A 22,004-nucleotide genomic window follows, 5' to 3' on the forward strand; every position below is an offset into this window, starting at 1 on the left:
GTGGCGATTTCGGCCGACCCGTATCACCGGGTCGCTGTGGCTTACGGCCGGGAGCGCTCGGTGGACATCGCCGAGGCGTTCATAAGTGACATTTCGATTCGGATAGGGGCCGCCGTCGAGTATGTTCGCCGTGCCGATCTTGAGTGGCTCGCCTACTTGGACGACACCGACGACGCCGCCTCACAATTGCTGAACCAGCCGTGGAGTTACGGTTCGCACGCTGTGGATGTCGATGGCTCGGCGCATTTCCTGGAGGTCGCCATGGGGATCGTGCGCGCCGCGGACTTCCCCGCGGCCGCTACCGAGGAGGAGATCGTCTCCGCCGCGGACGCGGCACTGTCCCGGGCGCTCGTCGAGGGTCTCAGTGCAGTGATCGCCAGTCCTTCTCTGGCCCAATCACTTAGGCGTGAGATCTCCGTGGCGAACGCACTCATTGCGTCCGGTGACGACGATTTCCCGGTGTATTACCAGCCGATCGTCCGCTTGTCCGATAACGTCACCGTGGGCTGGGAGTCGTTGCTGCGCTGGACGACTGCGGGTACTGTCCGCAGTCCGGATGTCTTCATGCCGGTCGCCGAGGCGACCTCACTGATCATTCCAATCGGTCGCCGTGCCATCCGGGCGGTCTTTGCCGACCTCGGCAGTCGGATCGGTGGCGCGCACAGCGATGAGGCATTCGTCTCGATCAACCTATCCGCCAAGCAATTGTGGGACGAGACGCTACCCACGTACTTCGCCGAACTCGTCGACGACTATGGAGTGGATCCTCGCAGGGTGTGGATCGAGGTCAGCGAGATCGATGTCATTCGGCCCGCCGGGGCTGCTGCGCGCACGCTCTTTGCGTTGCATGATCTTGGATGCACGATTTGCGTGGACGATCTCGGTTCGGGATTTTCGGCGTTGCGGTATGTCCGGGATTTGCCGATTGAGATCCTCAAAGTCGATCGCACCCTGGTGACCCCGTTGGCCGATAGCACCGCCGACCGTGCTGTGGTGGATGCGATCTGCACGATGGCGAAAGCCACCGGATTGCGCGTCGTCGCTGAGGGAATCGAGACCGAGGCCGAACTCGCCGAGGTGAACGACCTCGGTTTCGACCTTGGTCAGGGCTATCTGCTCGGCCGTCCCGCGGCAGCCGCCGATCTCTTCGGTCGCAGGACTGAGGTTCCTACCGACCCTGACGGGCATCTTTAGCTCAGCTTAAAGTTCTCCGAACGCGGCTGTACCCGTATTCTGACCGAATGGCGCCACAACAGACGCCTCCTGTGAAGCGCGGGGAATTCACCGGATGCATTAAAAGATCTGTGATGGTCCATTTTCCGTTCGACGTCCCCCGAACGGGAATTGTATTCACCATAATCAAGACCGCGTCGTGCAGAGACAGCGCCGTGGTCGACCTTCTCAGAAAGAAGCACGCCTCATGGACGCATCTCTGCGCACCATCACTCCCCGTCACGACTCCGCGATCCGCGGCATGGTGACACCGAACTACACCCTGCGGGCGGCCACCCCGGCCATGCATCCGGCGCTCTGGCGGGAGTACCTGCGGGGTGCGGAGAACGCCTACACGCGGTACGGCTGTGCGGCCGCTCTGGACTACGAGCGGGTGGTGGGGGGAGAGGAGACGGTGATGTTCTTCGTCGTCCTCGACAACGCGCATCAGGTGGTCGGCGGGTTGCGTGTGCAGCCCCGCTTCGCCGCCGCGGCACAGACGCACGCGCTCGAGGAGTGGGCAGGTCAACCGGGGCAGGTCCACCTGGTCAACGCCATCGAGGAACGTCTCGACGGCGGCATCGTCGAGGTCAAGACGGCCTGGACCGATGAGCGGTCACCCATCGCCAAGGAGGTCGTCGGACAGCTCTCCCGGCTGGGGCTGCCGATCATGGAGATGTGTGGCGTCGAGCACATGATGGCCACGGCCGCCGACCACGTTCTCAAGCGCTGGACCTCTGGTGGTGGCCGGGTCGACCCGAGCGTGCCCGCCACCCCGTTCCCCGACGAGCGCTATCGCACCCAGCTGATGTGGTGGGAGCGGGCCACGTTGGAGTCGGCGACGACGCCGGAGGTCTGGGACCGGATGCGCGACGAGGCCGACCGGCTGGCCGCGATTTACCCGAACTCGCAGGCGTGGGGCGCCCGCCCGCCGGTGCGTCACCACGACCGTTCGGCGTCAGCTCGTTCCGGTGCCCTCGCCCATGGCCTGCGCCGCTGAGGCGAACTCGGCCCGGCCGAGCTCGTTCCATCCTTCGCTCGCCCCCGCATCGGAACCGAGAAGAATCTCCTCGATGCCGAACCGATAGCGGCCGGAGCGGACGGGCCGACCGCAGACGATGTTGCGTGCAGCGGTCGCCACGAGTGCCCCGGCCATCGCGGCGGTCGACCCGAGTTGCGGCCACGAGGCGACGCTGCGTCCGAGCTGGCTTGCGGAGAACGCCATCCGAGGCGTGACCTCGTCACCGACGATGGCCAGTGCCATCCGGAGTCGTTGAGCGGGGTCGGCGGTGTCGCCGGCCGAGAAGCCCTCACCGCGGCCGTGGAAGATCGGATAGTCCGGGTCGAGGTCATAGCGCTCGATGTCGAGGACGACGTCCTCGCCCATATCCGTGGCACTGAGTACCGGCACCCCGGCCGCACGGGCGCGTCGCCGCATGTCGATCTTCATCGCGACGTCGTCGATCTCCTCGATGATCACCGAGGCCGGTAGCTCCTCGGTGGAACCCGCGAAGGCCGCCGAGCCCAGGAACGCCTCGGCCAGGTCGGGACGATAACCGTCGGGAAACGTCGTGACCTGGGCATACGGGTCGCCCTCGAGGATGCGCCTGCGCGCGAGCTCGACCTTGCTGACACCGAGATCGGTCACCGACCCGACGATGCGATTGAGGTTGGTGGGCGCGAGCTCGTCGGAGTCGGCGATGCGGAATCGGCGTGCCCCGGTCAGCGCGGCGGCGGTCAGGGCCGACGAGCCGACGCTGAGGCCGGCAACAGCGATCACTGCGCTGCCCCAGAGCTGCTGTTCGCGGCCGGTCAACAGATGTCGGTTGCGGGCGGTCTTGAGCCGGTGGTAGATGTCGGCGTCGGGGAGCCGTACCAACGTCGCGCGCCAGGGGAACAGGATGTAGCGACTGAGGCGTTCGCGAGAGTGCTCGTCGGAGAGGTTCACCGGCTCGGGTGCCGCCACCTCAGGATCGACGTGATCGAGTCGATCGAGTACCGAGAGTTCGGGACCCGCGTGTGTCCATCCATCGACGAACGAGATGGTCGGCGATTCGTGCAACTCGGTGATTCGAAGCCGGTCGTCGGTCGGATCGAGAATTTCTACCACGGGCACCTCCGGGATCGGCCGGGTTTGATCCCCGGACAGGGTCATGCTGGGTACGGACAGCAGGTCGGCTGTTCGAGGGTCAGCGGCCGTCATCAGGCTCGTCTGGCGACGAATGCAGATGTCGCCAATAAGACGGGGCCACGTACGCGGTCTCGGCGCGGTTGCGGCCCAAACCCTTCGCGGCGTAGAGCAGTTGGTCGGCCTGGGCCGAAAGACGGTCCATCAGCTCGGACAGCGTCGGATGGTCGGAGTCGTGGGTCGCTTCGATGATCGTCGCGCAGACCCCGCCCACGCTCACCGTGGCATCGGTGGTGGAAGCCACCATCAGTCGAACCTCTTCGGCCAGCCGTGACAATCCAACGGCGTCGTCGGTGGTGGTCAGAATCGCGAATTCCTCGCCGCCGGAGCGGGCGACCAGAGAAATCGGCGGGACTGCGTTCTGGATGGCGTTGGTGATCTCGACCAGTATGGCGTCACCCGCCGAATGTCCGTGTGTGTCGTTGTACTTCTTGAAGTAGTCGACGGCGACCACCAAGAACGCGACGTGCTTGCCGGCGGTGGCCGCGCTACGGAATAGATGGATCGCACCATCGAGCAGTCCGCGGCGGTTGAGTGCGAGGGTCAGCGGGTCGGTCACGCTCAGTTGTGCCTGCTGGTGTAGCAGCGCAGTCAGTCGCCGGCGCAGGCTGGTGACCAGATAGGTCGGCACCGCGATGGCCATCAGTGCGGCTCCGCCACCCACGATCAATGCGGTCGTCGAGGTTGCCCGGACGGAGACGACCACACACACCAGGACCGCTGCGGTGAGCACGAACCCCAGGACCACGGGTAACGAGGAATCCATCGCCGACAGCGCGGGGATCGCCGCGAGCAGGACGAGCACCGCCAATGCTGCCCCGTTGTCGGCGATCACGAGTGCGGATCCCGCCACACCGAGCATGCCGCCGAAACTCAGAAGGGCGAATCCGCGGTCGGACAGGCGTCGGGCGTAGACGGTAATCGCAACCGAAAGCAGGGTGTAGATGCCGATGACCACGAGCACCCATTGGCAATGGGGTTTGAGAAACGTCGAGGAGAGCAGTCCGAGGAGGATCAATGGGATCGCTCCGGTCTCGCTGACCAGCACGCCGATGGTGCGCTGGTCGAAGCTTCGGGCGAACGAGGGGCCGTCGACACCCTTGGTGGCCGGGACCAGCTCGGACGAGCGGAATCCGGTGTTCGAATTGTCGGGAGGCTGAAGTCTCATCGGGGAGTGGGGTCGACCAGTCGTTGTGGAGGGCGCAGACGGGGTTACGCGGATCGCAATGTGACCGGACGGTGATGAGGGGTTAACGCACCGACGAGCCGCAAAGTCACTCCACTCCACTTGGTCTGGTCGAGATTGATCGAGATCCGCCGCAGTGGATTCGATCTTTCGCCAGGCGAACTCTCGACGCTGTGTGCAACCCCCGTAGGAGGAAGATACCAGATGGCGGATTGGGCGAATCTGAGAAATCGGTCTGAACGGAACAGTCGGAATTCGGGCCAGGCGAAACAATTCGGCGTTGGCATTGACCTATTGGAATAGTCGTATTCGTGAACCCGGCTCGGCAACCGCATATTTCCTATTTTATGGTGCGGTGAGGCTGGTCACGGCCGGTAATGTTGTGAGGTGTCGTGGAGGTAACGTGCGCAGCCAAAGCGACTCCCGGCTATGTCCAGCGTCTATGATCCGATCATCCGGAACTCCGGGTCGAACGCAAACCGAAGCAAGGGTGGTCTGGGCGTGCCGGGACACGGACATATCGTTGTCCAAGCGGATCCATTCCGCCGACTGACCGGGGCATTCGGCCGAGAGCTGGCCGGAGCGGTGGCCGCTCGGTTCATCGAGGGTTTGATGGCGCGTGTCGGGCCCGCGATCGCGATGCTGCGGGTGGCCGACCTCGACTATGAATTGGTTCCTACCGCATCCGGCGACGAGAAACTCGACATCCTCATCGGTGAACTCCGCGGCGGCGCCCACATTGTCGAACTGGGCGGTGAACGGTATTTCCTGGACACGCGAACCGGGGTGGCCTCCCCCCGTTATCTGTCCCGCGACCTCAACAACGGCGTGGGCAAATGGTGCGCGGAATGCGCGTTCACGGCGGCGATCGATCGGCAGACACCACTGGAGGTGTGCGACGACGAGATGCTCGCCACCGTCGACCGGTTGCGCACCACCGTGCTGCGGCTCTCGCGGGCCAAGGTTGCCGACTTCGCGCCGCACTATCAGCCGATCGTGCATCTACCGTCGCACGAAGTCGCCGGGTACGAGTCGCTGATGCGCTGGCGGGACGGCAACGAGGCCGGCCCGAGTGAGTTCCTCCCGATCCTGGAGGGCACCGCGTTGCTGGGGCCGATCAGCACCTCGACGATCGCGACGGCCGTCGCCGAACTCCCACGCGGGATCACCACGGCGGCCGGATCGGACTCCTTCGTGTCGATCAACTTCTCCCAGCGCCAACTCCTCAACCCGGCGATCGTCGAGTCGACCATCGAGCAGGTCCGCGCCAGCGGAGCCGATCCGGCGCGGTTCTGGATCGAGTTGCGGGAGGACGAGGTGATCCGCATCGCCAGCGACGCCGCCCACGCCGTCACCGCGCTGAGCGAGGCCGGGTGCACCATCGTCGTCGACGATCTCGGGTCGGGGTACTCCGCGCTGAGCTACCTGCTCGATCTGCCGGTCGACGTCCTCAAGGTCGACGGAGACCTGGTGAACTCCCTCGACAGCGACTGTCAGGAGGAGAGCGAGACCACGGTGGCGGTGGTCCGCGCGATCTGTGACGTCGCCCGTGCGACGGGATCGAAGACGGTTGCCGAAGGTGTCGAGGACGCGGCTGTCGTACCGTTGCTCGTCGACCTGGGATTCGACTATGCGCAGGGATACCACTTCGGGCGGCCCGCGTCGTCGTCGGCGCTGTTCGGTTGAGCGTCGTCTCCCGGACTACTTGTCACAGCCGAGGACGGCGGCCTTGGCGAGACCACCGAACTGGTAGGCGAACTGGAAGCTCCAGTACCGCAGCGACGACGGATATGACCGCGGCACCGGGCGCATGACGACGTCGCCGTCGAAGCACTGGCCGAAGATGTAGCGGGCGCGAACCAGGTGGAACCGCCAGCTGATGACGATCACGCTGTGCCAGTGGCGTTGGCGGGCCAGTCGCTGGGTCTCCATCGCCTCGCCCCGCGTCGTCGACGGATCGGGGTCGAAACAGATCACCTCGATCGATGCGGTGCTCGACGAACACACCCGCTGCATCAATTCGGCGCCGGTGCGGTGATAGTGGTCGTTCATGTACGGGTCGGAGATGAGGACCGTGGAGGCGTATCCCTCGCGGGCGAGCTGTAGACCGTAATCCTCACGGCCGTCGTGCTCCCCACCGAGCACGACGATGGCGTCGACCTTGCGCAGCGGGTCGGAATGGTCGCGGTAGAACAGCTGATAGCCCAACCCGTAGAACGCCGCTCCCGCGAGCACGGCGACGATCACCACGGCGATCACCACACGGCGCAGCAGTCGGCGTCGACGGACCGGCCGGTCCGGCGAGTCGGAGTGCCGGGTGGCCGTGGGATCGGGATCGGTCGCCGACGAGGACACGGTGGGCTCGGGTGTCCTCGGGTTCACCCGACCCATTGTGGCCGCGGATCGGTGATCGCGCACCGTACCGACGTAGTGATCTGTGCCGCTGTCATCTGTGGTGATCAGCCGGTGGGATCGGCGGTGCTTCAGTAGTAATACGGAAAAGCGTCCCATTCCGGAGAGCGCTTCTGCAGGAACGCATCCCGGCCCTCGACGGCCTCATCGGTCATGTATGCCAGGCGGGTGGCCTCACCGGCGAACACCTGCTGGCCCATGAGCCCGTCGTCGGTGAGATTGAAGGCGAACTTCAGCATGCGTTGCGCGGTGGGCGATTTGCCGTTGATGGTGCGCCCCCACTCGATGGCGGTGCGTTCGAGGTCGGCGTGATCGGCCACCCGGTTCACCGCACCCATCCGATGCATCGTCTTCGCGTCGTACGCCTCGCCGAGGAAGAAGATCTCGCGCGCGAACTTCTGGCCGACCTGCTTGGCGAGGTATGCGCTGCCGTAGCCGGCGTCGAAGGAACCGACGTCGGCGTCGGTCTGCTTGAAGCGGGCGTGCTCGCGTGAGGCGAGGGTGAGGTCGCACACCACGTGCAGGGAGTGACCGCCACCGGCGGCCCAACCGTTGACGACGGCGATCACGACCTTGGGCATCGTGCGGATGAGGCGCTGGACCTCCAGGATGTGCAGGCGGCCGCCCTCCGCCTTCACGCGCGCCTCGTCGACGCCCTCGGCACCGGCCGCCGCGACGTCGGTGTCGTGGCTGGTCGCGTACTGATAGCCGGACCGACCGCGGATGCGTTGATCACCGCCGCTGCAGAACGCCCACCCCCCGTCCTTGGGGCTCGGTCCGTTGCCGGTGAGCAGCACCGTGCCGATGTCGGGGGTGCGCCGTGCGTGGTCGAGGGCCCGATAGAGCTCGTCGACGGTGTGCGGCCGGAACGCATTGCGGACCTCGGGTCGGTCGAAGGCGATGCGCACGATGCCGTCGGCGCGGGCGGTACCGACGTGGCGGTGATAGGTGATGTCGGTGAGTTCGCCGAGGTCGGTCACTGGACGCCACTGGCTCGGATCGAAGGGAGTCGGCGTGGCGGAAGCGGCATCGGTGCTCATGGAGTTCAGGTTAGGACACCGATCTCGGGCCGCCCGCGAACACCTCGGCGGCGGCCGTTCGGGGCGCCCGAACGCCGGTTTCTTAGAATTTGGCGGGTTTCTTCTCGGATGAGTGGCCACCCACCAGCGCTTTTTGGCATATTGGCGACGTGGGTGTGTGGGAGATCGTGCTGATCGTCGTCGCCGTGTGGGTGGCGCTGTCGGTCGTGCTCGCCCTGCTCATCGGCGCGATCATCAAACTCCGGGACCGTCGCGAGGCGCCGACCGCGACCGCGCACGTGGATCTGCACGCCGTCGGCAGCACCCGTCACCACCACCGTTAGGCCGCGCCGACTGCGACGCCGATGACCGGCGCCGATACGGTGTCTGGCATGACTTCTTCGCCAGAATCGGGCTGGGCCGTGCCCGCCGACGCGGACTCGCCGCACGAGGGCGGATTCCGCGCCCGCATCGACATCACCACCGACCGCGGCGGCCCGCGCTACGGCGAATTCAGCGAGGAGATCCGGCGGCTGATGGACCTGGCGCGCTACGCGTGCCCGACGCCGGAGATCACCGACGAACTCATCGACCAGGTGCGGGCGCTCAACAAGCGCCTCGAGGACGTGCAGATCGACGAATGGCGCTCGCCCGCGGGCACCCGCATCGATCTGCCCGCGCGAGGCAACATCACGCTGCCGCCGTACGAGATCAGCGAGGGCGGCCCCGACGGCGTGGTTGCCTCGGTGACCTTCCGTCCGTTCCACCTCGGCGGCAACGACGCCGCGCACGGCGGTCACGTCGCGGTGGCCTTCGACGACCTCGGCGGTATGGCGTCGGCACTGGCCGTGCAGGGCATCACCCGCACCGCCTATCTCACCGTCAGCTACCGGTCGTTGACGCCGCTGCGGACCCCGCTGCGCATGCACACCTGGGTCGAGAACCTGGACGGCCGAAAGGCTTTCGTCAAGGGCACACTGCACGACGGAGACCGGCTGTGTGCCGACCTCGACGCGCTGTTCATCGCGCTGAAGCCGGGGCAGCCGTAGGCGTCTCGGTTACGTCAACTCGTGGACGTCGAAGCTCGCTCCCGCGGCCCGCAGACGGTCGGCGAGCGCATCGCCCATCGCGGCGGCGGGGGTGAGGACGCCGCTGCGGGCGGGGAGCTGACCCCGGTCGAGGGCCAGGGTCAGCGCACTCTCGCCGAGCATCACCGCGGTGGCCTTGTATCCCGGGTCGCCCGACAGCCTCATCTGCGAGCGGTACCGACGGCCGGTGCTGGTGCGGGTGTAGGTTTCGGTGACGAAAAAGCCTTTCTCCCTGGTCTTTTCGCTCGGACCGCTACCCGGCTTGGGCAGCACGCGATCGAGGAGCCGGCGCGTCGGGCCGAAGCTCATCGCGCCCAGGAACGCTCCGGTGCCGACGCTGACGCTGCCGGCGATCAACGCCGACAGAACCGGGATGCCGCCGACGTTCATGGTTTCCGCATAGTGGAAATTAGGGCCATAGGCGTTGTTCAGCAACGCGTTCGAGCGTCGCACGACGCGCGTGTTGTAGGACGACATGAAGAATGGCGCGAGGGTCCCCGACAACGACGGGTCGACGGTGCGGGCGCGTACCACCGCGATGTCACTGGGCTCCGAGGACATGCTGACCTTCGGGGTGTCGCCCGGATCCCCGGACAGTGCTTGCGGATTGAGCAGCAGTCGTCGCTTCTGCGGGTCCTTGGCCTCCTCGGCGATCACCCGCATCGAATCGATGGTGCCGCCGGAGACGCCGCCGCGCATCGACTTGACCACCATCGTGGTGTCGGTGAGCGTGCCCGCGTGGTCGTCGGCGACCTTGCGATAGAGCAGATAGGTGCCGAGATCGGAAGGGACCGAATCGAATCCGCAGGAGTGGACGATGCGCGCACCGGTGGCCTGCGCGGTCTCGTGGGCCTTGTCGATGGAGAAGTGGACGAAGGGTACCTCGCCGGTGAGGTCAACGTAGTCGGTGCCCGCGGTGGCGGCCGCGACGACGAGCGACTCGCCGTAGCGCAGGTAGGGGCCGACCGTCGTGCAGACCACCCGCGTGCGGGCGACCATCGCGTCGAGCGAACTCGGCGACGAGGCGTCGGCGACGATCAGCGGCCAGCTCGAAGCCGTGGCGGGAAGGCGTCGGCGGACCTCGGCGAGTTTGGTCTCGGTGCGGCCGGCCAGCGCGATCCTGGTGCCGGCGGGCGCGTGCTCGGCGAGATAGCGGGCGGTCAGCTCGCCGACGAAGCCGGTGGCGCCGAAGACGACGACGTCGAACTCGCGGGCGGGCGTGGTGGTTGTCGGTTCAGGTGTGCCGGACTCGGACGAATTCTCCCCACTCATGGCGTCGAGGGTAATCGTCGTGCGAGATCGGTCACAGCGCGGCTGGTCCGGGGCGCCGTCGGGCGGCCCAGCGCGCGGCGAACGGTGCCACGAACAGCATCAACAGCACTCGCAGGATCTGCGCGGCCACCACGAAGGCGACATTGCCGCCGGCCGCGGTGGCCGCGGCGAGCACCGCGTAGATGCCGCCCGGGGTGGTCGCCAGATAGCAGTCGAACATCGATTCGCCGGTCCACCACGACAACAGCACGCCGAGCAGTCCGCAGCCGACCCCGATCGCGAGGATCAGACCGATCGCCGGCGGCAGGATGCGCCCGATCGCCTTGAGCCGCTCTATCGTGAACCCCAGCCCGGCCTGCCAGCCGATCAACGCGTAGGCGATCGCGAGCAGGATCGGTGAGATCGCGGCGTCGCCGGCCAGTCCGGTCAGTTCGGCTGTCGTCGACAACGCCATCGGACCGAGCAGGCCGGCCGCTGGGAGGTGGATGAGCCGGCCGACGGGCACGCCGATGCCCGCGCACACCGCCAGCAGCACCAGCCCCCAGCCCTGATCGGACCAGCTCGGCGACGCTTGCGCCACGCCGTTCGCCGACGCACCGAACACCACCGATGCAACCAGCGGGATGGTGAGGGTCACCAACGCCACGCGCACGTACTGGACGACGGCGACGACCCGCTCGTCGCCGCCGAGTTCACGGGTCAGTGACACCAGTCCGGACGCGCCGCCGGCGACCAGAGCCAGTGCGCCGGTGAGGGTATCGACTTGTCGGTGCAGTCCGAGCAGGGCTCCGCCGGCCACCGACAGGGCCAAGGTGCCGAGCCCGATGACGAGTACCGGTAACCACGCCGATCCCAGTCCCGACAGTGTGCTCGGGTCGGCCATGGTGCCGATGTAGACACCGAGCACCCCCTGCGCTGCCAGGAACAGGGGTCGGGGGACGACGGGGGCGTCGGGGTCATCGGTACGAGCGCGCGGGGCGAGTCCGCCGATGGCGAGGACGGCGGCGACCACCAGGCCGGCGAACAGGGCGGCGGCGTCGACGTCGAGGAGTTCGAGAAGATATGCGGCGATCGCGGTGACGAGGGCCAATCCGATCCAACGACGCACTGGCCCCAGCGTAGGCGGGCCCGGGTCAGCGGGCGCGGGCGCCTCCCAGGCTCATCGCGCCGAAGGTCTTGGGGGTGCCGCGTTGGTAGAAGCGGTCGAGGTCGGTGATCTCGAATCCGGCGTCGGTGAGGGCGGCGGGGATGTCGCGGGTGAGGTGACAGCCACCGGCGACCCGACGCTGGACGGGCTCGAGGCGGCGCTGCCACCGCTGGACCCGGGCGTCGGGCGCGTCACCGTGTTCCAGGAATCGCAGGGAGGCAGCAGGTTTGAGGACCCGGCGCAATTCAGCGAGGGCGGCGGGCAGGTCGGCGATGGTGCACATCGTGAACGTCGACAAGGCGCCGTCGAAGGTGTTGTCGGGGAAGGGCAGTGACTGTCCGTCGAGCCCTGCGCGATCGATCGGGACCGTCGACGCCGCGATGCGGTTGGCACCGAGGAGCCAGCCGTCGTCGGCGGGTTCGATGGCGCTGACCCGGGTCACCGTGTGCGGATACGCCTCGATGTTGTGGCCCGAGCCGAACCCGACCTCGACGATGTGGCCGGTCAGCGGTGCGCAGACGCGTCTGCGCAGCGGGACCATCAGCGACGACCCGCAGGTCAGGTTGATCAGTCGCGGAAGGAGGTGGCGGTCGTAGAAACCGGAGCCCATGAGCCGAGGATAGGTCCGCCGGCCCGGGTGCTCGCCTGTTTTCAGTCATCTGCCGGATACACAAGGTGCGCTGACCTGGGCTTTTGGTGAATCTCTACTTTGGAAATGACTGAAAACAGGCGATAGGGAGCCAGAACGGGTCCCGCTGCGTCCAATTCCCGTGGACAGGATCATCGAGCTGGGTGTGAAGAGCCGCACGGAGCTGATCGCGGGCGGGCTGACCGACAACGACCTGCGGCGGATGGTGCGCCGAGGAGAACTCTTCGTCGAACGTCGAGGCTGGTACTCGACACCTGGCGCCGACTCCGACGCACTGCTGGCCGCACGGGGTTACGGCGCGTTGTCGGGTCCGACCGCGCTGGACAAACACGGGATCTGGGTTCCGCCGGGCTACGAGGCGGTGCACATCCGGACGGGCAAGGATGCGATGAGGCGAGGCGGTGCCTGTTGTCGACCGCCGGGTCCGCCGCTGCCGGTGCACTCGATCCTCGACCCGGTTCCGCTGGCCCTGTGCAGTGCAGTCGGGTGCATGAGTCCCGATGACTGGATCGTCGTCGCCGATTCGGTGTTGAACAGTCAGGGTCTCGATGTGGAGTTGCTGCTGGCGATGTTGCCGCGACCCAACGCCACCATCGAGATGCTCCTGACCGAGTGCGATCCCCGATCCCAGTCGGGCACGGAGACCATGGTGCGGACCCGATTACGACGACGGGGCGACGACGTCGTGGTCCAACCGAATCTCATCGGGTTGGGCTGGTTCGACCTGCGAGTGGGCCGACTCCTGATCGAGTGCGACAGCAAGCTTCATCACACCAGCCTGGAGAACTACCGCAAGGATCGTCGCCGCGACCGCAAATCGCTGGCCAGGGGCTACTCGACGATGCGCCTGACTTACGACGACGTTCTCTACGGCTGGGACGACACACTGGCCGACATCACCCGCACCCTCGACGACGATCGGCACCGGTTGCCGCCTCCCGACGACGAATGATGGTGCCGTTCGCCTGTTTTCAGTCATTCGCCGAGTACACCGCATCCTCCGACCTGGGCTTTTGTCGAATCTCTACTCCCGGAATGACTGAAAACAGGCGAGCCGGGGTGCCACGGCGCATCCATCGGTGGAGATCGGTGCGGAAAAGCGGCATCGTAGTGTGGAAACCATGAGTTGTTCCCCGGAATCCGCGCCGCCGAACCCGTCCACCCTGCAGGCGCGGGTCATCGTCGACGAGTTCGTCCGCGGCGGCGTCCGTGACGCGGTGCTGTGCCCGGGATCACGCAATGCGCCACTGGCATTCGCGCTCCATGCCGCCGACGCCGCGGGTGCGCTGCGGCTGCACGTCCGGATCGACGAGCGGTCGGCGGGATTCCTGGCCCTGGGGTTGGCGGCGTCGTCGGGGCGGCCGGTGCCGATCGTGATGACCAGCGGTACCGCCGTGGCCAACATGAGCCCGGCGGTCTTCGAGGCCAACTATGCCCGGGTGCCGCTGGTGGTGGTCAGCGCGAATCGGCCGTACGAGTTGCTCGGGTCGGGGGCCAATCAGACCGTCGAACAGTTCGGGATCTTCGGTACGCAGGTGCGTGCGGCGATCAGTCTGGGCCTGGCCGAGGCCGACGTCGACACCAACAGTCAGTGGCGCTCGGCGGTCGGTCGCGTGCTGGCGGCGGCGCGGGGTGCGCGGACCGGCAACGCCGGACCGGTGCAGTTCGACATCCCGTTGCGCGAGCCGCTCGTCCCCGGTCCGCAGACCGGCCCCGAGTCCGACCTCGGGGTCTTCGCCGGACGCCCAGGTGGGCTGCCGTGGACGCAGGCCCCGGTCGGCAAACTCGACATCCCACTGCCCATCGACCTGTCCGTCGACACCGTCGTCGTCGCAGGTCATGGGGCCGGTCGCTATCCGGAACTGGACGGGATCCCGACGGTGGCCGAGCCGACCGCACCGCATGCGGCGACCCCGCTGCATCCGCTGGCACTCGATGCGCTCGCCCCGAAACAGGCCATCATCTGCGGTCGGCCCACCCTGCACCGCGGGGTGGCGCGGCTGCTTGCCGACCCCGAGGTCCGCGTCTACGCGGTGACCACCGGACCGCGGTGGCCGGACGTGTCGGGCAATGTGTTCGCGACCGGCACCCGGGTGGAGGCGACCGGCGAGGCGGCCGAGGACTGGCTCAAGAGGTGTGCCGAGGTTCATCAACGCGTCCTCGGTGCGGTCGATGCCGAACTCGATGCGGGCGGCCCGGCGACCGGCCTGCACGTCGCGCGGACGGTCAGCGCGGCCATGGTGCCCGGCGAGCAACTGGTCGTCGGCGCGAGCAACCCGATCCGCGACGTCGCGCTGGCCGGGCGCGTCTCGCCGGGCGTGCGGGTGCTCTCCAACCGTGGCGTGGCCGGTATCGACGGGACGAATTCGACCGCGATCGGCGCGGCACTGGCCCACGACGTCGACCATCCGGGTTCGCGGACCGTCGCCTTGATGGGGGACCTCACCTTCATTCACGACGCCACCGGATTGATCCTCGGACCGTCGGAGCCACGGCCGCGGCAACTGCGGATCGTCGTTGCCAATGACGACGGCGGCGGGATCTTCGGGCTGCTCGAGCAGGGCGATCCGCGATTCAACTCCGGCCCGTATGCCGGCGCCTACGAGCGGGTGTTCGGCACGCCGCATCGCACCGACCTGGCCTCGCTGTGTGCGGGATTCCATCTGCCGCACCGCCGCGTCGAGCTGGCCGACCTGGCCGCGGTGCTGGCCGAGCCCGGCACCGACGGGGTGGAGGTCGTCGAGGTGATCACCGACCGCGAGCGCCTGCGATCGGTGCACGCGGGGATCGTGGGCCGACTGCGGTAGCGGGCACGTATTCTGAGGTGCATGAATCCGGTCATCCTGCGGCGCGTGCAGAAGACGCTGCTGGTGATCGGGCTGATCGTCACCGTGATGGCCGGCGCGATGGTCGTGGCGGCCTTCCGCAACGACGCGGCGATCAACCGCGACAAGGGCACCGTGATGGCCGACATCGTCTCGGCCGACCGCCTGCACGCCGTAGCCTACTTCCAGACGCCGGACGGGCAGATCTACAGCCCGCGGCTTGGGCTGCTGTATCCGACCGAACTCGGTACTGGACAACGCATCAGCGTCGAATACGACCAGAGCAACCCCGACCTGGCTAAGCCAGCCGGGCGAGGGGCGACGCTGGCGATCATCCCGGCGTTGTCGGTGGCCGCGCTGACGTGGCTGATCGTTCTCGCCGTGATGGTGCTGATTGCCGAGGCCAATCGCCGCTTGCTGCGCCGGGCCGCGCGTCGCGCCGACGAGGACGACTCCGGCCCCGACGACGGTGACGGCGGCGATCACCCCGACGACGACCCGTCACCGCGTCCCGCCGACGACCGGGCAACCGTCGATGCGTGAGGACGCTGCGGCGACCAGAGGTTCGCGCGGAGTTCGCGCGTAGGTCACATGCGGTCGTCGCCGAGGTCATCGAAGACAACGACCATTGGCGCCATGCGCGTGGCTATCGTCGCCGAGAGTTTTCTTCCGCAGGTCAACGGGGTGGTCAACTCGGTTCTACGAGTCGTCGAGCATCTCGAGGACGCCGGGCATGATGCCGTGGTGATCGCACCGGATTCCGAGCGGGACGGTCTGCGGGCACCCCGGCTGGTGGGGCGGCACACCCCCGTGCACACGGTGCCCTCGATGCGATTCCCCGGCGTCACGTCGCTGCCCGTCGGGGTGCCGATGCCCAGCATGTATCGCGCCCTGCGCGACGTGCGCCCCGACGTGGTGCACCTCGCCTCGCCCTTCGTGGTCGGCGGGGCTGGTGCGTTGGCGGCCAAGCGGTTACGGGTGCCGACGGTGGCCGTGTTCCAGACCGACGTCGCCGGATTCGCCGAGGCGTATCGGCTCCAGGTGGCCGGTCGCGCGGCGTGGCGATACACCCGGATGGTGCACCTGGCCTGCGACCGCACCCTCGCGCCGTCCACGGCGACGATGGAAGCACTTGCCGCCCGCGGGATTCCGCGACTGCATCGATGGGCGCGCGGCGTCGACACCGCCCAGTTCTCGCCCGCCAGACGCGACGACGACCTGCGCGCGCGTTGGGGTGCGGACCGGTTGATCGTCGGATTCGTGGGCCGGCTGGCGCCGGAGAAGCATGTCGAGCGACTCGCCCCACTGGACGGCGACCCGTCGGTGCGGTTGGTGATCGTCGGTGACGGCCCGGAACGTGCACGCCTGCAACGACTCTGCCCGAATGCGGTGTTCACCGGCGAACTCCGCGGCGAAGAGCTGGCGCGCGCCTATGCCAGCCTCGACGTGTTCGCCCATCCCGGCGAGCACGAGACCTTCTGCCAGGCGATCCAGGAGGCGATGGCCAGCGGGGTTCCGGTGATCGGCCCGGATGCGGGTGGACCACGGGACCTGGTGACCCCGCTGTCGACGGGATTCCTCCTCGATCCGGCGACCTACACCGATCGCATCGCCGACACCGTCGCCGCGCTGCGGGAGCCCGCGCGACGAGCGGCGATGGGCCGGGCCGGGTTGGCCGCGGTGCGCGCGCGGACCTGGCCGGCGCTGTGTGAGGAATTACTGGGCCACTATGGCGAGGTCATTGCCGAGCGTGGAGGCGACGCGCGGATCGCGTTGGGGAGGCAACGGCTCGCCGGGTGAGTCGATCGGCTGCTGCCGGCCGGGGCCGGGACGGTGGTTTGACCTGGGCATGATCGGGGAATGCTGCGTGAGCACGTGTTTCGCCCGCTCATCGGCCCCGGAAGGCGCACATGACCCTCAGCTTCGAGCAGATCAGTCCCGAACCGTCGTACGCCGGTGGTGTGTATCAGCCACAAGAGGATTCGCTGCTGTTGGCCGACTGTCTGCGCCGGGTTCCGCAGGTCGTCGGTGGCCGGGTACTGGATCTGTGCACCGGCAGCGGCGTGTTGGCGCTGGCGGCGGCCCATGCGGGAGCTGCGTCGGTCACCGCCGTCGATGCCTCCGACCTGGCGGTGCATCACGCGCGACGTCTCTGCGCCGACGCCCCGTGTCCGGTTCGGGTGCACCACGGGCGGTTTGAGGACCTCGTCGGCCGCGGCAGGTTCGATGTGGTGACCTGTAATCCGCCGTACGTGCCGGCTCCCGGCATCGACGACGGCGTGGCGATCAGTCCCGGCCCCCGACATGCATGGGACGCCGGTCCGACCGGGCGCGACGTCCTGGATCCGTTGTGCGCATACGCATCTGATTTCCTCGAGCCCGGCGGGACCCTGTTGGCGGTGCAGTCGGAGTTCGCCGACGTCGACGCCACGGTGAATGCGTTGCGCGCCAACGGCCTCGACGCGCACCTGATGGCGGCGCGGTGGGTGCCGTTCGGGCCCGTGATGACCGCGCGCGCCGAGTGGCTCGAAGGTCTCGGACTGCTCGAAAAGGGTCGGCGGACAGAGGAACTCGCCGTGGTACGAGCGACCAGGAAAGGTGCGGCATGAGTGACGCGACCCCCATCCGGGTGACACGCGGTGGACCGGTGATGGTGCCCGGGCCCGTCGACATCGAACTCCCCGACGGCACCCACGTGCGCTCGGATCGGTTCATGGTGGCGGTGTGTGCCTGTGGACGCAGCCGCACATATCCGTTGTGCGACACCAGTCATCGGCGTCGTCGGCGGGAATAGTGCGCTCTGGGTGAGAGTGCGTCGGGCCGGTCAGACCGGCACAGATGCGACTCCGGCCAGTACCGGCCCGGTCCCCCATGCGGCGGTCAGCCCCGCCTCGAATGCGTCCTCGACGAACAGGAATCCTCGGATGCCCAGGATCACATCGTCTTCGAGTTCGGGCTCCTCGGCGAGAAGTGAGCCCACCACGTCGCGGCGCAGGACCTGCTCATGGACGGCGTCGGCTTCGACGTGTTCGCGATAGAACAGCCGGCACGGCTCGGGGGCGTCGAGCCGTTCGAGCCCGCTGAGCAGCCGGGACGATCCCGGCGACGACGTGATCTCGGTGGCGGCCAGGTGTCCGACGGTCGCACCGCGCAGCGATCGGTGTAAACCGAAGCAGGACATCAGATTCACCGGGGCGAGCGCCCACGCCGGAGCGCGGTCGAGATAGGCCAGGTAAGCGGGGTCGAGGTCGGCAGCCGCCAGGAGGTCGGCGAACAGCTCCTGATGAACGGATTCGCCACGGCCGCCACCGAATTCGTCGAATTCCACCGCGACGAACGCCGCCTTGGCGGTGCGCCGCAGGCGCGGGATGGCCCAGGCGTGCGGATCGGCCTCTTTGAGGTGATACAGCGACCGCAGAGCGAACAGGTCGCGGTACTGCTGCCAGGTTCCGTTGTCGCGCAACCGGAACGAGAGGCCGTCGCCGTGGACGGGCTCGACGCTCAACTCGTCCATCAACGCTTCGGCCGTCGTTGATGCGGTATCGAGGCCGGCGCGCACCGCGTCGAGGAAGAGCCGTTCGAGTGCGGTGCGCAGGGCGATGATGCCGGGATCCCACTCGCGGTCGCCGACGACGTCGGTGAAGCCCGCGTAGTGCAACTCGTAGGCGACGTAGAGGGCGAGTTGGAGGTCGTCGCCAAAGGGGTCGACGTCGGCGACGAGGTCGGGAGCGACGTCGGTGCCGTCACGCAGCGCGGTGAGGAGACGTTCCGAGAGCAGACCTCGGGATGAGGGCAGCGCGCGGCTGACGGTCGCGGTGGGAATGCGCGTATGCATAGGTCCGGTGTACCCGTTCGGTGAGCTGGGTAAACCGCTAATCGGCGGGCTCGGCGTCGCCGGCGGCGGGGGAGTCGGGGTCGCCGGTGCCGGGCTGTTCGGTCGCCGACTCCGGGTCGACGACGGTGTCGTCGTCCTCGGCGGGGTTGTGGGTGATCTTGCGTTCGAGGTCGTCGACGGTCTCGCGGGCAGCACGCGACTCGTCGGTGTGCGGGGTGTTGTCTCCGGTCATGTGTCCTCGCCGTCGTCGGTCGTGTCGGGGGTGCTGTCGGTGTGGTCGTCACCGACGAGTTCGGGCGTCACCTCGCGGGTGGCCATGCCGCCGGACCCGTGGTTGTCGGTGGGTCCGGGATGCAGCTTGTCGTCGTCGGTGGTGGAGTTCTTGTCTCGGTCGGCCATGGTTGTCTCCTGTCGTCGGAGGTCGTGTTCCCGCGTGGGGCGTCACTGAAACCCTGCGGAGAGACGACGCCGTCCGCCCCCGGGGTGGTGGGGCGAACGGCGCTGTGGTGCCGGCGGCGAGGGTTACTCGACGCCGACCACATCCTTGGCGATCTCGGCGATGCGCGCCTCGGCGACATTGACGACGCGCTGCCGGTTCTTGTGGGCTTCCTCGAAGTGCAACGTCACGCGGATGTCGGCGGGCTCGTCGAGCTCCTTGATGGCGGCGACGGCGTCGGTGATGTTCAGGTCGGCGTAGTCGGGGATGGGCAGGTCGTCGGGGTCGACGGTGCCGGTGGCCTCGCGGACCGAGGCCACGGTGTCGGCGACACCGGTGGCGCCGTTGATCCGGGCGTTGTCCTCGATGGCCTCGAGTGCGGCGTCACGGGCGGCGGTCGCTGTGCGCAGGGTTGCCGTTCCTGCCTCAACGAGGCTCTGCCCGGCCTGTTCTGCGGCTTCGGTGGCGTCGTCGACGGTGTTGCCGATGCGGCTGCGCAGACCGGAGACGGCGTCGGGGACCTGACGCAGTGCGTGTGCGACACGGTCGGCGCCGCGCGATGCGGCGATTGCCGGCAGCGTCACCGCGCGGGCGGCGAGGCCGCTGGCCCACTGGGTGGGACTGCGGCGCAGTGCGGCCGGCCCGCCGAGGGCTTCTTCGGCCAGCACCGTGCTGATCCAGTCGACGGTCTCGGTGTGGGCGTCGATGAGGCGCTCGGCCAGAGCGAGGAGGTCGGTGTCGTCGGCACCGGTGGCCAGGGCCTTGAGATATGTTGCGCGGCCGAGCAATTGCTGCTCGAGTGCGAGGTCGCCGAGGAGTGCCTCATCGAGTGGCTGGGCTTGCTCGGCGAGGGTCTTGACCGACGCGGCCACGCGGCCAAGCGCCGGCCGAAGGACATCGGCGAAGCCGTCGCGCTCGCGCAGCGCCTTCTCGATGGCTGCAGCGCGGTCGCGGCCCTTGCGCGCATTGCCGGCCAGTTCGGCACGAACCGCCTCGGTGCGGGCCTGTGCCTGCCGGGTTTCGGCGATCTGGATCTCGGTGTGGGTGAGCGCGAGGATCGCGCGCAGTTGCTGGTGGATGGTGGTGGTGGAGACGGTCATGTTCCCTCCAGATGTTGGGGACGAGCTCTCGTGTCCACGGTGTTCCCCGGTTGGTGAGGAAGAAACCCCGTCGTGGCGAACGGTCGGTGAATGTGCCGCGATGACCGGGTGTCACCTGCGGTTTCGCGCAGATGTGAGTTGGGCCACCGGGCCCGCCGGACGCTTGGTCGGGCGGCGTTGGCGGGCAGGTAGCGTTATCGCCATGGCTACCCCCGATCGTGCGAGTCTGGACAAGGACCCGGCCGAGGTCGCGGCGATGTTCGACGGCGTCGCCAAGCGCTACGACATCACCAACACCGTGCTGTCGTTTGCGCAGGACCGGCGGTGGCGTAAGGCGACCCGCAAAGCGCTCGCGCTCACTCGCAACGACGTGGTGCTCGATCTGGCCGCCGGCACCGCCGTATCCACCGTCGAGCTGGCGACGTCGGGGGCGATGTGCGTGGCCGCCGACTTCTCCCTCGGCATGCTCAAGGCCGGCACCGAGCGAGACGTACCGAAGGTCGCCGCCGACGCCATGGCCCTGCCCTTCGCCGATGGATCATTCGACGCGGCGACCATCTCGTTCGGTCTGCGCAACGTCCACGACGTACCGACCACCCTGGCCGAGCTGCATCGCGTGCTCAAACCCGGTGGCCGCCTGGTCATTTGCGAGTTCTCCACACCGACGCTGCGACCATTTCGCACCGTCTACATGGAGTACTTGATGAAAGCGCTGCCCGCGGTGGCGACCAAGGTGTCGAGCAACCCAGCCGCGTACGTGTATCTCGCCGAATCGATTCGAGCCTGGCCCGACCAGTTCGGCCTCGGCGACCTCATTCGCAACGCCGGATTCACCGACGTCCGCTGGCAGAACCTCACCGGCGGCATCGCGGCAATACACTCCGGTATTCGCGTCTGACTTCACACCTACGTGGGCCGAGGTTCCGAGGAGCGACATCGCATCGGTTTTGACGTGGCCCGCCAGATCGGTGGTCGAGGTGCCGAGGAGCGATAGCGACGAGCCTCGAGACCGGCCGCTGTGGTGCTGGGTCAGGGTGGCATTTTGTCGATCGTAGCTTTGGTGAAGGCGATGGCTTTGGCGCACTTTTCGGATAGCGGAGCGCCGACAACGGCCACCGATGTCGTTACGATCGCGGTTCCTGACTGTACGTTGGTGACGCAGCTCTTCTGTCCGAGCCATATTCCGATTGCCACCATTCGTCCGTCGATGGTGAGATCCGGCTGCCACTCAATCGTGCTGTCATACTCTTCTTTGTAGCGTGCCAGCGACGAGTAGTTTCCGACGGCCTGGCTGAGGTTCGAGGTCGGGGAGTTTGAGAATCGCCACAGGCAGCCCCTTGCGGTTTGATGGTTCGCGAGCGCGACATCATCGACGGAATCTGGGGCGAGGCCCATTGAAAGCAGCTCTTGCCCGGTTAGCGCGGTGCACGGCTCATATGGTGACCCATCATTCAAGTCACTCCATCGGTCCTCAAATTTTGTCGCGAAAGGTAGGGGATTTCCTGACGAGTCGGTTTGTCGGATAGTTGATGGTGCGGTCGCGGACGCAATGTTGGTCGATTCAATTGTGCCCGTTACTTGGGTCGAGCAGCCGATAACTGCCAAGGTGGTGAATGAAGCCATGCAATAGCGTGC

24 protein-coding genes are annotated in these 22,004 nt (G+C 67.4%); 12 read left to right on the top strand and 12 right to left on the bottom strand.

Annotated features, from left to right (window positions below):
* Positions 1-60 precede the first annotated feature (60 nt).
* Positions 61-1,194 carry an EAL domain-containing protein gene (locus J6U32_RS08595; RefSeq protein WP_244332717.1) on the top strand — a complete coding sequence of 378 codons (1,134 nt, stop codon included), beginning with the start codon at positions 61-63 and terminating at the stop codon, positions 1,192-1,194.
* Between the two features lie 226 nt (positions 1,195-1,420).
* Positions 1,421-2,212, top strand: coding sequence for a hypothetical protein (locus J6U32_RS08600; protein ID WP_208794710.1), 792 nt, complete (start codon positions 1,421-1,423; stop codon positions 2,210-2,212).
* Here J6U32_RS08600 and J6U32_RS08605 read toward each other — a convergent pair.
* Positions 2,171-3,322 carry a ThiF family adenylyltransferase gene (locus tag J6U32_RS08605; protein ID WP_208796018.1) on the bottom strand — a complete coding sequence of 384 codons (1,152 nt, stop codon included), beginning with the start codon at positions 3,320-3,322 and terminating at the stop codon, positions 2,171-2,173. The genes J6U32_RS08600 and J6U32_RS08605 overlap by 42 nt on opposite strands.
* A gap of 79 nt (positions 3,323-3,401) precedes the next feature.
* A complete protein-coding gene (locus tag J6U32_RS08610) occupies positions 3,402-4,568 on the bottom strand; it encodes a GGDEF domain-containing protein (protein WP_208794712.1) in 1,167 nt (388 codons plus the stop codon).
* A 603-nt stretch (positions 4,569-5,171) separates the two neighbouring features.
* Here J6U32_RS08610 and J6U32_RS08615 point away from each other — a divergent pair.
* Positions 5,172-6,272, top strand: a complete 1,101-nt coding sequence (locus tag J6U32_RS08615; RefSeq protein WP_244332719.1) for an EAL domain-containing protein — start codon at positions 5,172-5,174, stop codon at positions 6,270-6,272.
* 15 nt (positions 6,273-6,287) lie between these two features.
* Here J6U32_RS08615 and J6U32_RS08620 read toward each other — a convergent pair whose 3' ends face one another.
* Positions 6,288-6,941, bottom strand: coding sequence for a YdcF family protein (locus J6U32_RS08620; protein ID WP_208796019.1), 654 nt, complete (start codon positions 6,939-6,941; stop codon positions 6,288-6,290).
* A gap of 128 nt (positions 6,942-7,069) precedes the next feature.
* Positions 7,070-8,038 (bottom strand): 1,4-dihydroxy-2-naphthoyl-CoA synthase, encoded by a 969-nt coding sequence (locus J6U32_RS08625; protein ID WP_208794716.1) that lies wholly within the window; start codon positions 8,036-8,038, stop codon positions 7,070-7,072.
* Positions 8,039-8,187: 149 nt separating this feature from the next.
* On the opposite strand from J6U32_RS08625, the gene J6U32_RS08630 reads away from it, so the two are divergent.
* Positions 8,188-8,361, top strand: a complete 174-nt coding sequence (locus J6U32_RS08630; RefSeq protein ID WP_208794717.1) for a hypothetical protein — start codon at positions 8,188-8,190, stop codon at positions 8,359-8,361.
* Between the two features lie 48 nt (positions 8,362-8,409).
* Positions 8,410-9,066 (top strand): PaaI family thioesterase, encoded by a 657-nt coding sequence (locus J6U32_RS08635; RefSeq protein ID WP_208794719.1) that lies wholly within the window; start codon positions 8,410-8,412, stop codon positions 9,064-9,066.
* 9 nt (positions 9,067-9,075) lie between these two features.
* Here the strand turns inward: J6U32_RS08635 and J6U32_RS08640 are convergent, their stop codons facing one another.
* Genes J6U32_RS08640 through J6U32_RS08650 form a run of 3 tightly spaced genes read right to left on the bottom strand, consistent with a single transcriptional unit; the run spans position 9,076 to position 12,134 of the window.
* Positions 9,076-10,377 (bottom strand): saccharopine dehydrogenase family protein, encoded by a 1,302-nt coding sequence (locus tag J6U32_RS08640; RefSeq protein ID WP_208794721.1) that lies wholly within the window; start codon positions 10,375-10,377, stop codon positions 9,076-9,078.
* Positions 10,378-10,408: 31 nt separating this feature from the next.
* On the bottom strand, positions 10,409-11,485 hold the full coding sequence (locus tag J6U32_RS08645) for an AbrB family transcriptional regulator (protein WP_208794723.1): 1,077 nt from the start codon (positions 11,483-11,485) through the stop codon (positions 10,409-10,411).
* 25 nt (positions 11,486-11,510) lie between these two features.
* Entirely contained in the window at positions 11,511-12,134 is a 624-nt protein-coding gene (locus tag J6U32_RS08650; protein ID WP_208794725.1) for a class I SAM-dependent methyltransferase, read from the bottom strand.
* Positions 12,135-12,294: 160 nt separating this feature from the next.
* On the opposite strand from J6U32_RS08650, the gene J6U32_RS08655 reads away from it, so the two are divergent.
* From J6U32_RS08655 to J6U32_RS08680, 6 genes are all read left to right on the top strand, one after another.
* A complete protein-coding gene (locus tag J6U32_RS08655; RefSeq protein ID WP_208794727.1) occupies positions 12,295-13,125 on the top strand; it encodes a hypothetical protein in 831 nt (276 codons plus the stop codon).
* Positions 13,126-13,294: 169 nt separating this feature from the next.
* Entirely contained in the window at positions 13,295-14,980 is a 1,686-nt protein-coding gene (gene menD, locus J6U32_RS08660) for a 2-succinyl-5-enolpyruvyl-6-hydroxy-3-cyclohexene-1-carboxylic-acid synthase (RefSeq protein ID WP_208794729.1), read from the top strand.
* A gap of 21 nt (positions 14,981-15,001) precedes the next feature.
* Positions 15,002-15,541, top strand: a complete 540-nt coding sequence (locus J6U32_RS08665) for a DUF3592 domain-containing protein (RefSeq protein ID WP_208794737.1) — start codon at positions 15,002-15,004, stop codon at positions 15,539-15,541.
* A gap of 93 nt (positions 15,542-15,634) precedes the next feature.
* On the top strand, positions 15,635-16,798 hold the full coding sequence (locus tag J6U32_RS08670; protein ID WP_208794739.1) for a glycosyltransferase family 4 protein: 1,164 nt from the start codon (positions 15,635-15,637) through the stop codon (positions 16,796-16,798).
* Between the two features lie 110 nt (positions 16,799-16,908).
* On the top strand, positions 16,909-17,607 hold the full coding sequence (locus J6U32_RS08675) for a HemK2/MTQ2 family protein methyltransferase (protein ID WP_208794740.1): 699 nt from the start codon (positions 16,909-16,911) through the stop codon (positions 17,605-17,607).
* On the top strand, positions 17,604-17,792 hold the full coding sequence (locus tag J6U32_RS08680; protein ID WP_020172155.1) for a CDGSH iron-sulfur domain-containing protein: 189 nt from the start codon (positions 17,604-17,606) through the stop codon (positions 17,790-17,792). The genes J6U32_RS08675 and J6U32_RS08680 overlap by 4 nt, the downstream gene beginning before the upstream one ends.
* A gap of 30 nt (positions 17,793-17,822) precedes the next feature.
* Here J6U32_RS08680 and J6U32_RS08685 read toward each other — a convergent pair whose 3' ends face one another.
* From J6U32_RS08685 to J6U32_RS08700, 4 genes are all read right to left on the bottom strand, one after another.
* Positions 17,823-18,833, bottom strand: coding sequence for an iron-containing redox enzyme family protein (locus J6U32_RS08685; protein ID WP_208794742.1), 1,011 nt, complete (start codon positions 18,831-18,833; stop codon positions 17,823-17,825).
* 37 nt (positions 18,834-18,870) lie between these two features.
* Positions 18,871-19,065, bottom strand: a complete 195-nt coding sequence (locus J6U32_RS08690; protein WP_208794744.1) for a hypothetical protein — start codon at positions 19,063-19,065, stop codon at positions 18,871-18,873.
* Positions 19,062-19,232, bottom strand: a complete 171-nt coding sequence (locus J6U32_RS08695) for a hypothetical protein (RefSeq protein WP_208794746.1) — start codon at positions 19,230-19,232, stop codon at positions 19,062-19,064. The genes J6U32_RS08690 and J6U32_RS08695 overlap by 4 nt, the downstream gene beginning before the upstream one ends.
* Before the next feature lie 123 nt (positions 19,233-19,355).
* The gene (locus J6U32_RS08700; protein WP_208794747.1) at positions 19,356-20,369 is read right to left on the bottom strand and encodes a ferritin-like domain-containing protein; all 1,014 of its coding nucleotides are present in this window, start codon (positions 20,367-20,369) and stop codon (positions 19,356-19,358) included.
* A gap of 202 nt (positions 20,370-20,571) precedes the next feature.
* On the opposite strand from J6U32_RS08700, the gene J6U32_RS08705 reads away from it, so the two are divergent.
* On the top strand, positions 20,572-21,267 hold the full coding sequence (locus J6U32_RS08705) for a demethylmenaquinone methyltransferase (RefSeq protein ID WP_208794748.1): 696 nt from the start codon (positions 20,572-20,574) through the stop codon (positions 21,265-21,267).
* A gap of 131 nt (positions 21,268-21,398) precedes the next feature.
* Here J6U32_RS08705 and J6U32_RS08710 read toward each other — a convergent pair whose 3' ends face one another.
* Positions 21,399-21,992, bottom strand: coding sequence for a DUF3558 family protein (locus tag J6U32_RS08710; RefSeq protein WP_208794749.1), 594 nt, complete (start codon positions 21,990-21,992; stop codon positions 21,399-21,401).
* Between the last annotated feature and the right edge of the window lie 12 nt (positions 21,993-22,004).

This window comes from Gordonia polyisoprenivorans (assembly GCF_017654315.1).
Classification (GTDB): Bacteria; Actinomycetota; Actinomycetes; order Mycobacteriales; family Mycobacteriaceae; genus Gordonia; species Gordonia polyisoprenivorans_A.

Coding starts and splice junctions, on each gene's coding strand:
- J6U32_RS08600 (WP_208794710.1), top strand. CDS start 1,421: ATGGACGCATCTCTGCGCACCATCACTCCCCGTCACGACTCCGCGATC.
- J6U32_RS08610 (WP_208794712.1), bottom strand. CDS start 4,568: ATGAGACTTCAGCCTCCCGACAATTCGAACACCGGATTCCGCTCGTCC.
- J6U32_RS08625 (WP_208794716.1), bottom strand. CDS start 8,038: ATGAGCACCGATGCCGCTTCCGCCACGCCGACTCCCTTCGATCCGAGC.
- J6U32_RS08635 (WP_208794719.1), top strand. CDS start 8,410: ATGACTTCTTCGCCAGAATCGGGCTGGGCCGTGCCCGCCGACGCGGAC.
- J6U32_RS08640 (WP_208794721.1), bottom strand. CDS start 10,377: ATGAGTGGGGAGAATTCGTCCGAGTCCGGCACACCTGAACCGACAACC.
- J6U32_RS08650 (WP_208794725.1), bottom strand. CDS start 12,134: ATGGGCTCCGGTTTCTACGACCGCCACCTCCTTCCGCGACTGATCAAC.
- menD (WP_208794729.1), top strand. CDS start 13,295: ATGAGTTGTTCCCCGGAATCCGCGCCGCCGAACCCGTCCACCCTGCAG.
- J6U32_RS08665 (WP_208794737.1), top strand. CDS start 15,002: ATGAATCCGGTCATCCTGCGGCGCGTGCAGAAGACGCTGCTGGTGATC.
- J6U32_RS08670 (WP_208794739.1), top strand. CDS start 15,635: ATGCGCGTGGCTATCGTCGCCGAGAGTTTTCTTCCGCAGGTCAACGGG.
- J6U32_RS08675 (WP_208794740.1), top strand. CDS start 16,909: ATGACCCTCAGCTTCGAGCAGATCAGTCCCGAACCGTCGTACGCCGGT.
- J6U32_RS08680 (WP_020172155.1), top strand. CDS start 17,604: ATGAGTGACGCGACCCCCATCCGGGTGACACGCGGTGGACCGGTGATG.
- J6U32_RS08685 (WP_208794742.1), bottom strand. CDS start 18,833: ATGCATACGCGCATTCCCACCGCGACCGTCAGCCGCGCGCTGCCCTCA.
- J6U32_RS08690 (WP_208794744.1), bottom strand. CDS start 19,065: ATGACCGGAGACAACACCCCGCACACCGACGAGTCGCGTGCTGCCCGC.
- J6U32_RS08695 (WP_208794746.1), bottom strand. CDS start 19,232: ATGGCCGACCGAGACAAGAACTCCACCACCGACGACGACAAGCTGCAT.
- J6U32_RS08700 (WP_208794747.1), bottom strand. CDS start 20,369: ATGACCGTCTCCACCACCACCATCCACCAGCAACTGCGCGCGATCCTC.
- J6U32_RS08705 (WP_208794748.1), top strand. CDS start 20,572: ATGGCTACCCCCGATCGTGCGAGTCTGGACAAGGACCCGGCCGAGGTC.
- J6U32_RS08710 (WP_208794749.1), bottom strand. CDS start 21,992: ATGGCTTCATTCACCACCTTGGCAGTTATCGGCTGCTCGACCCAAGTA.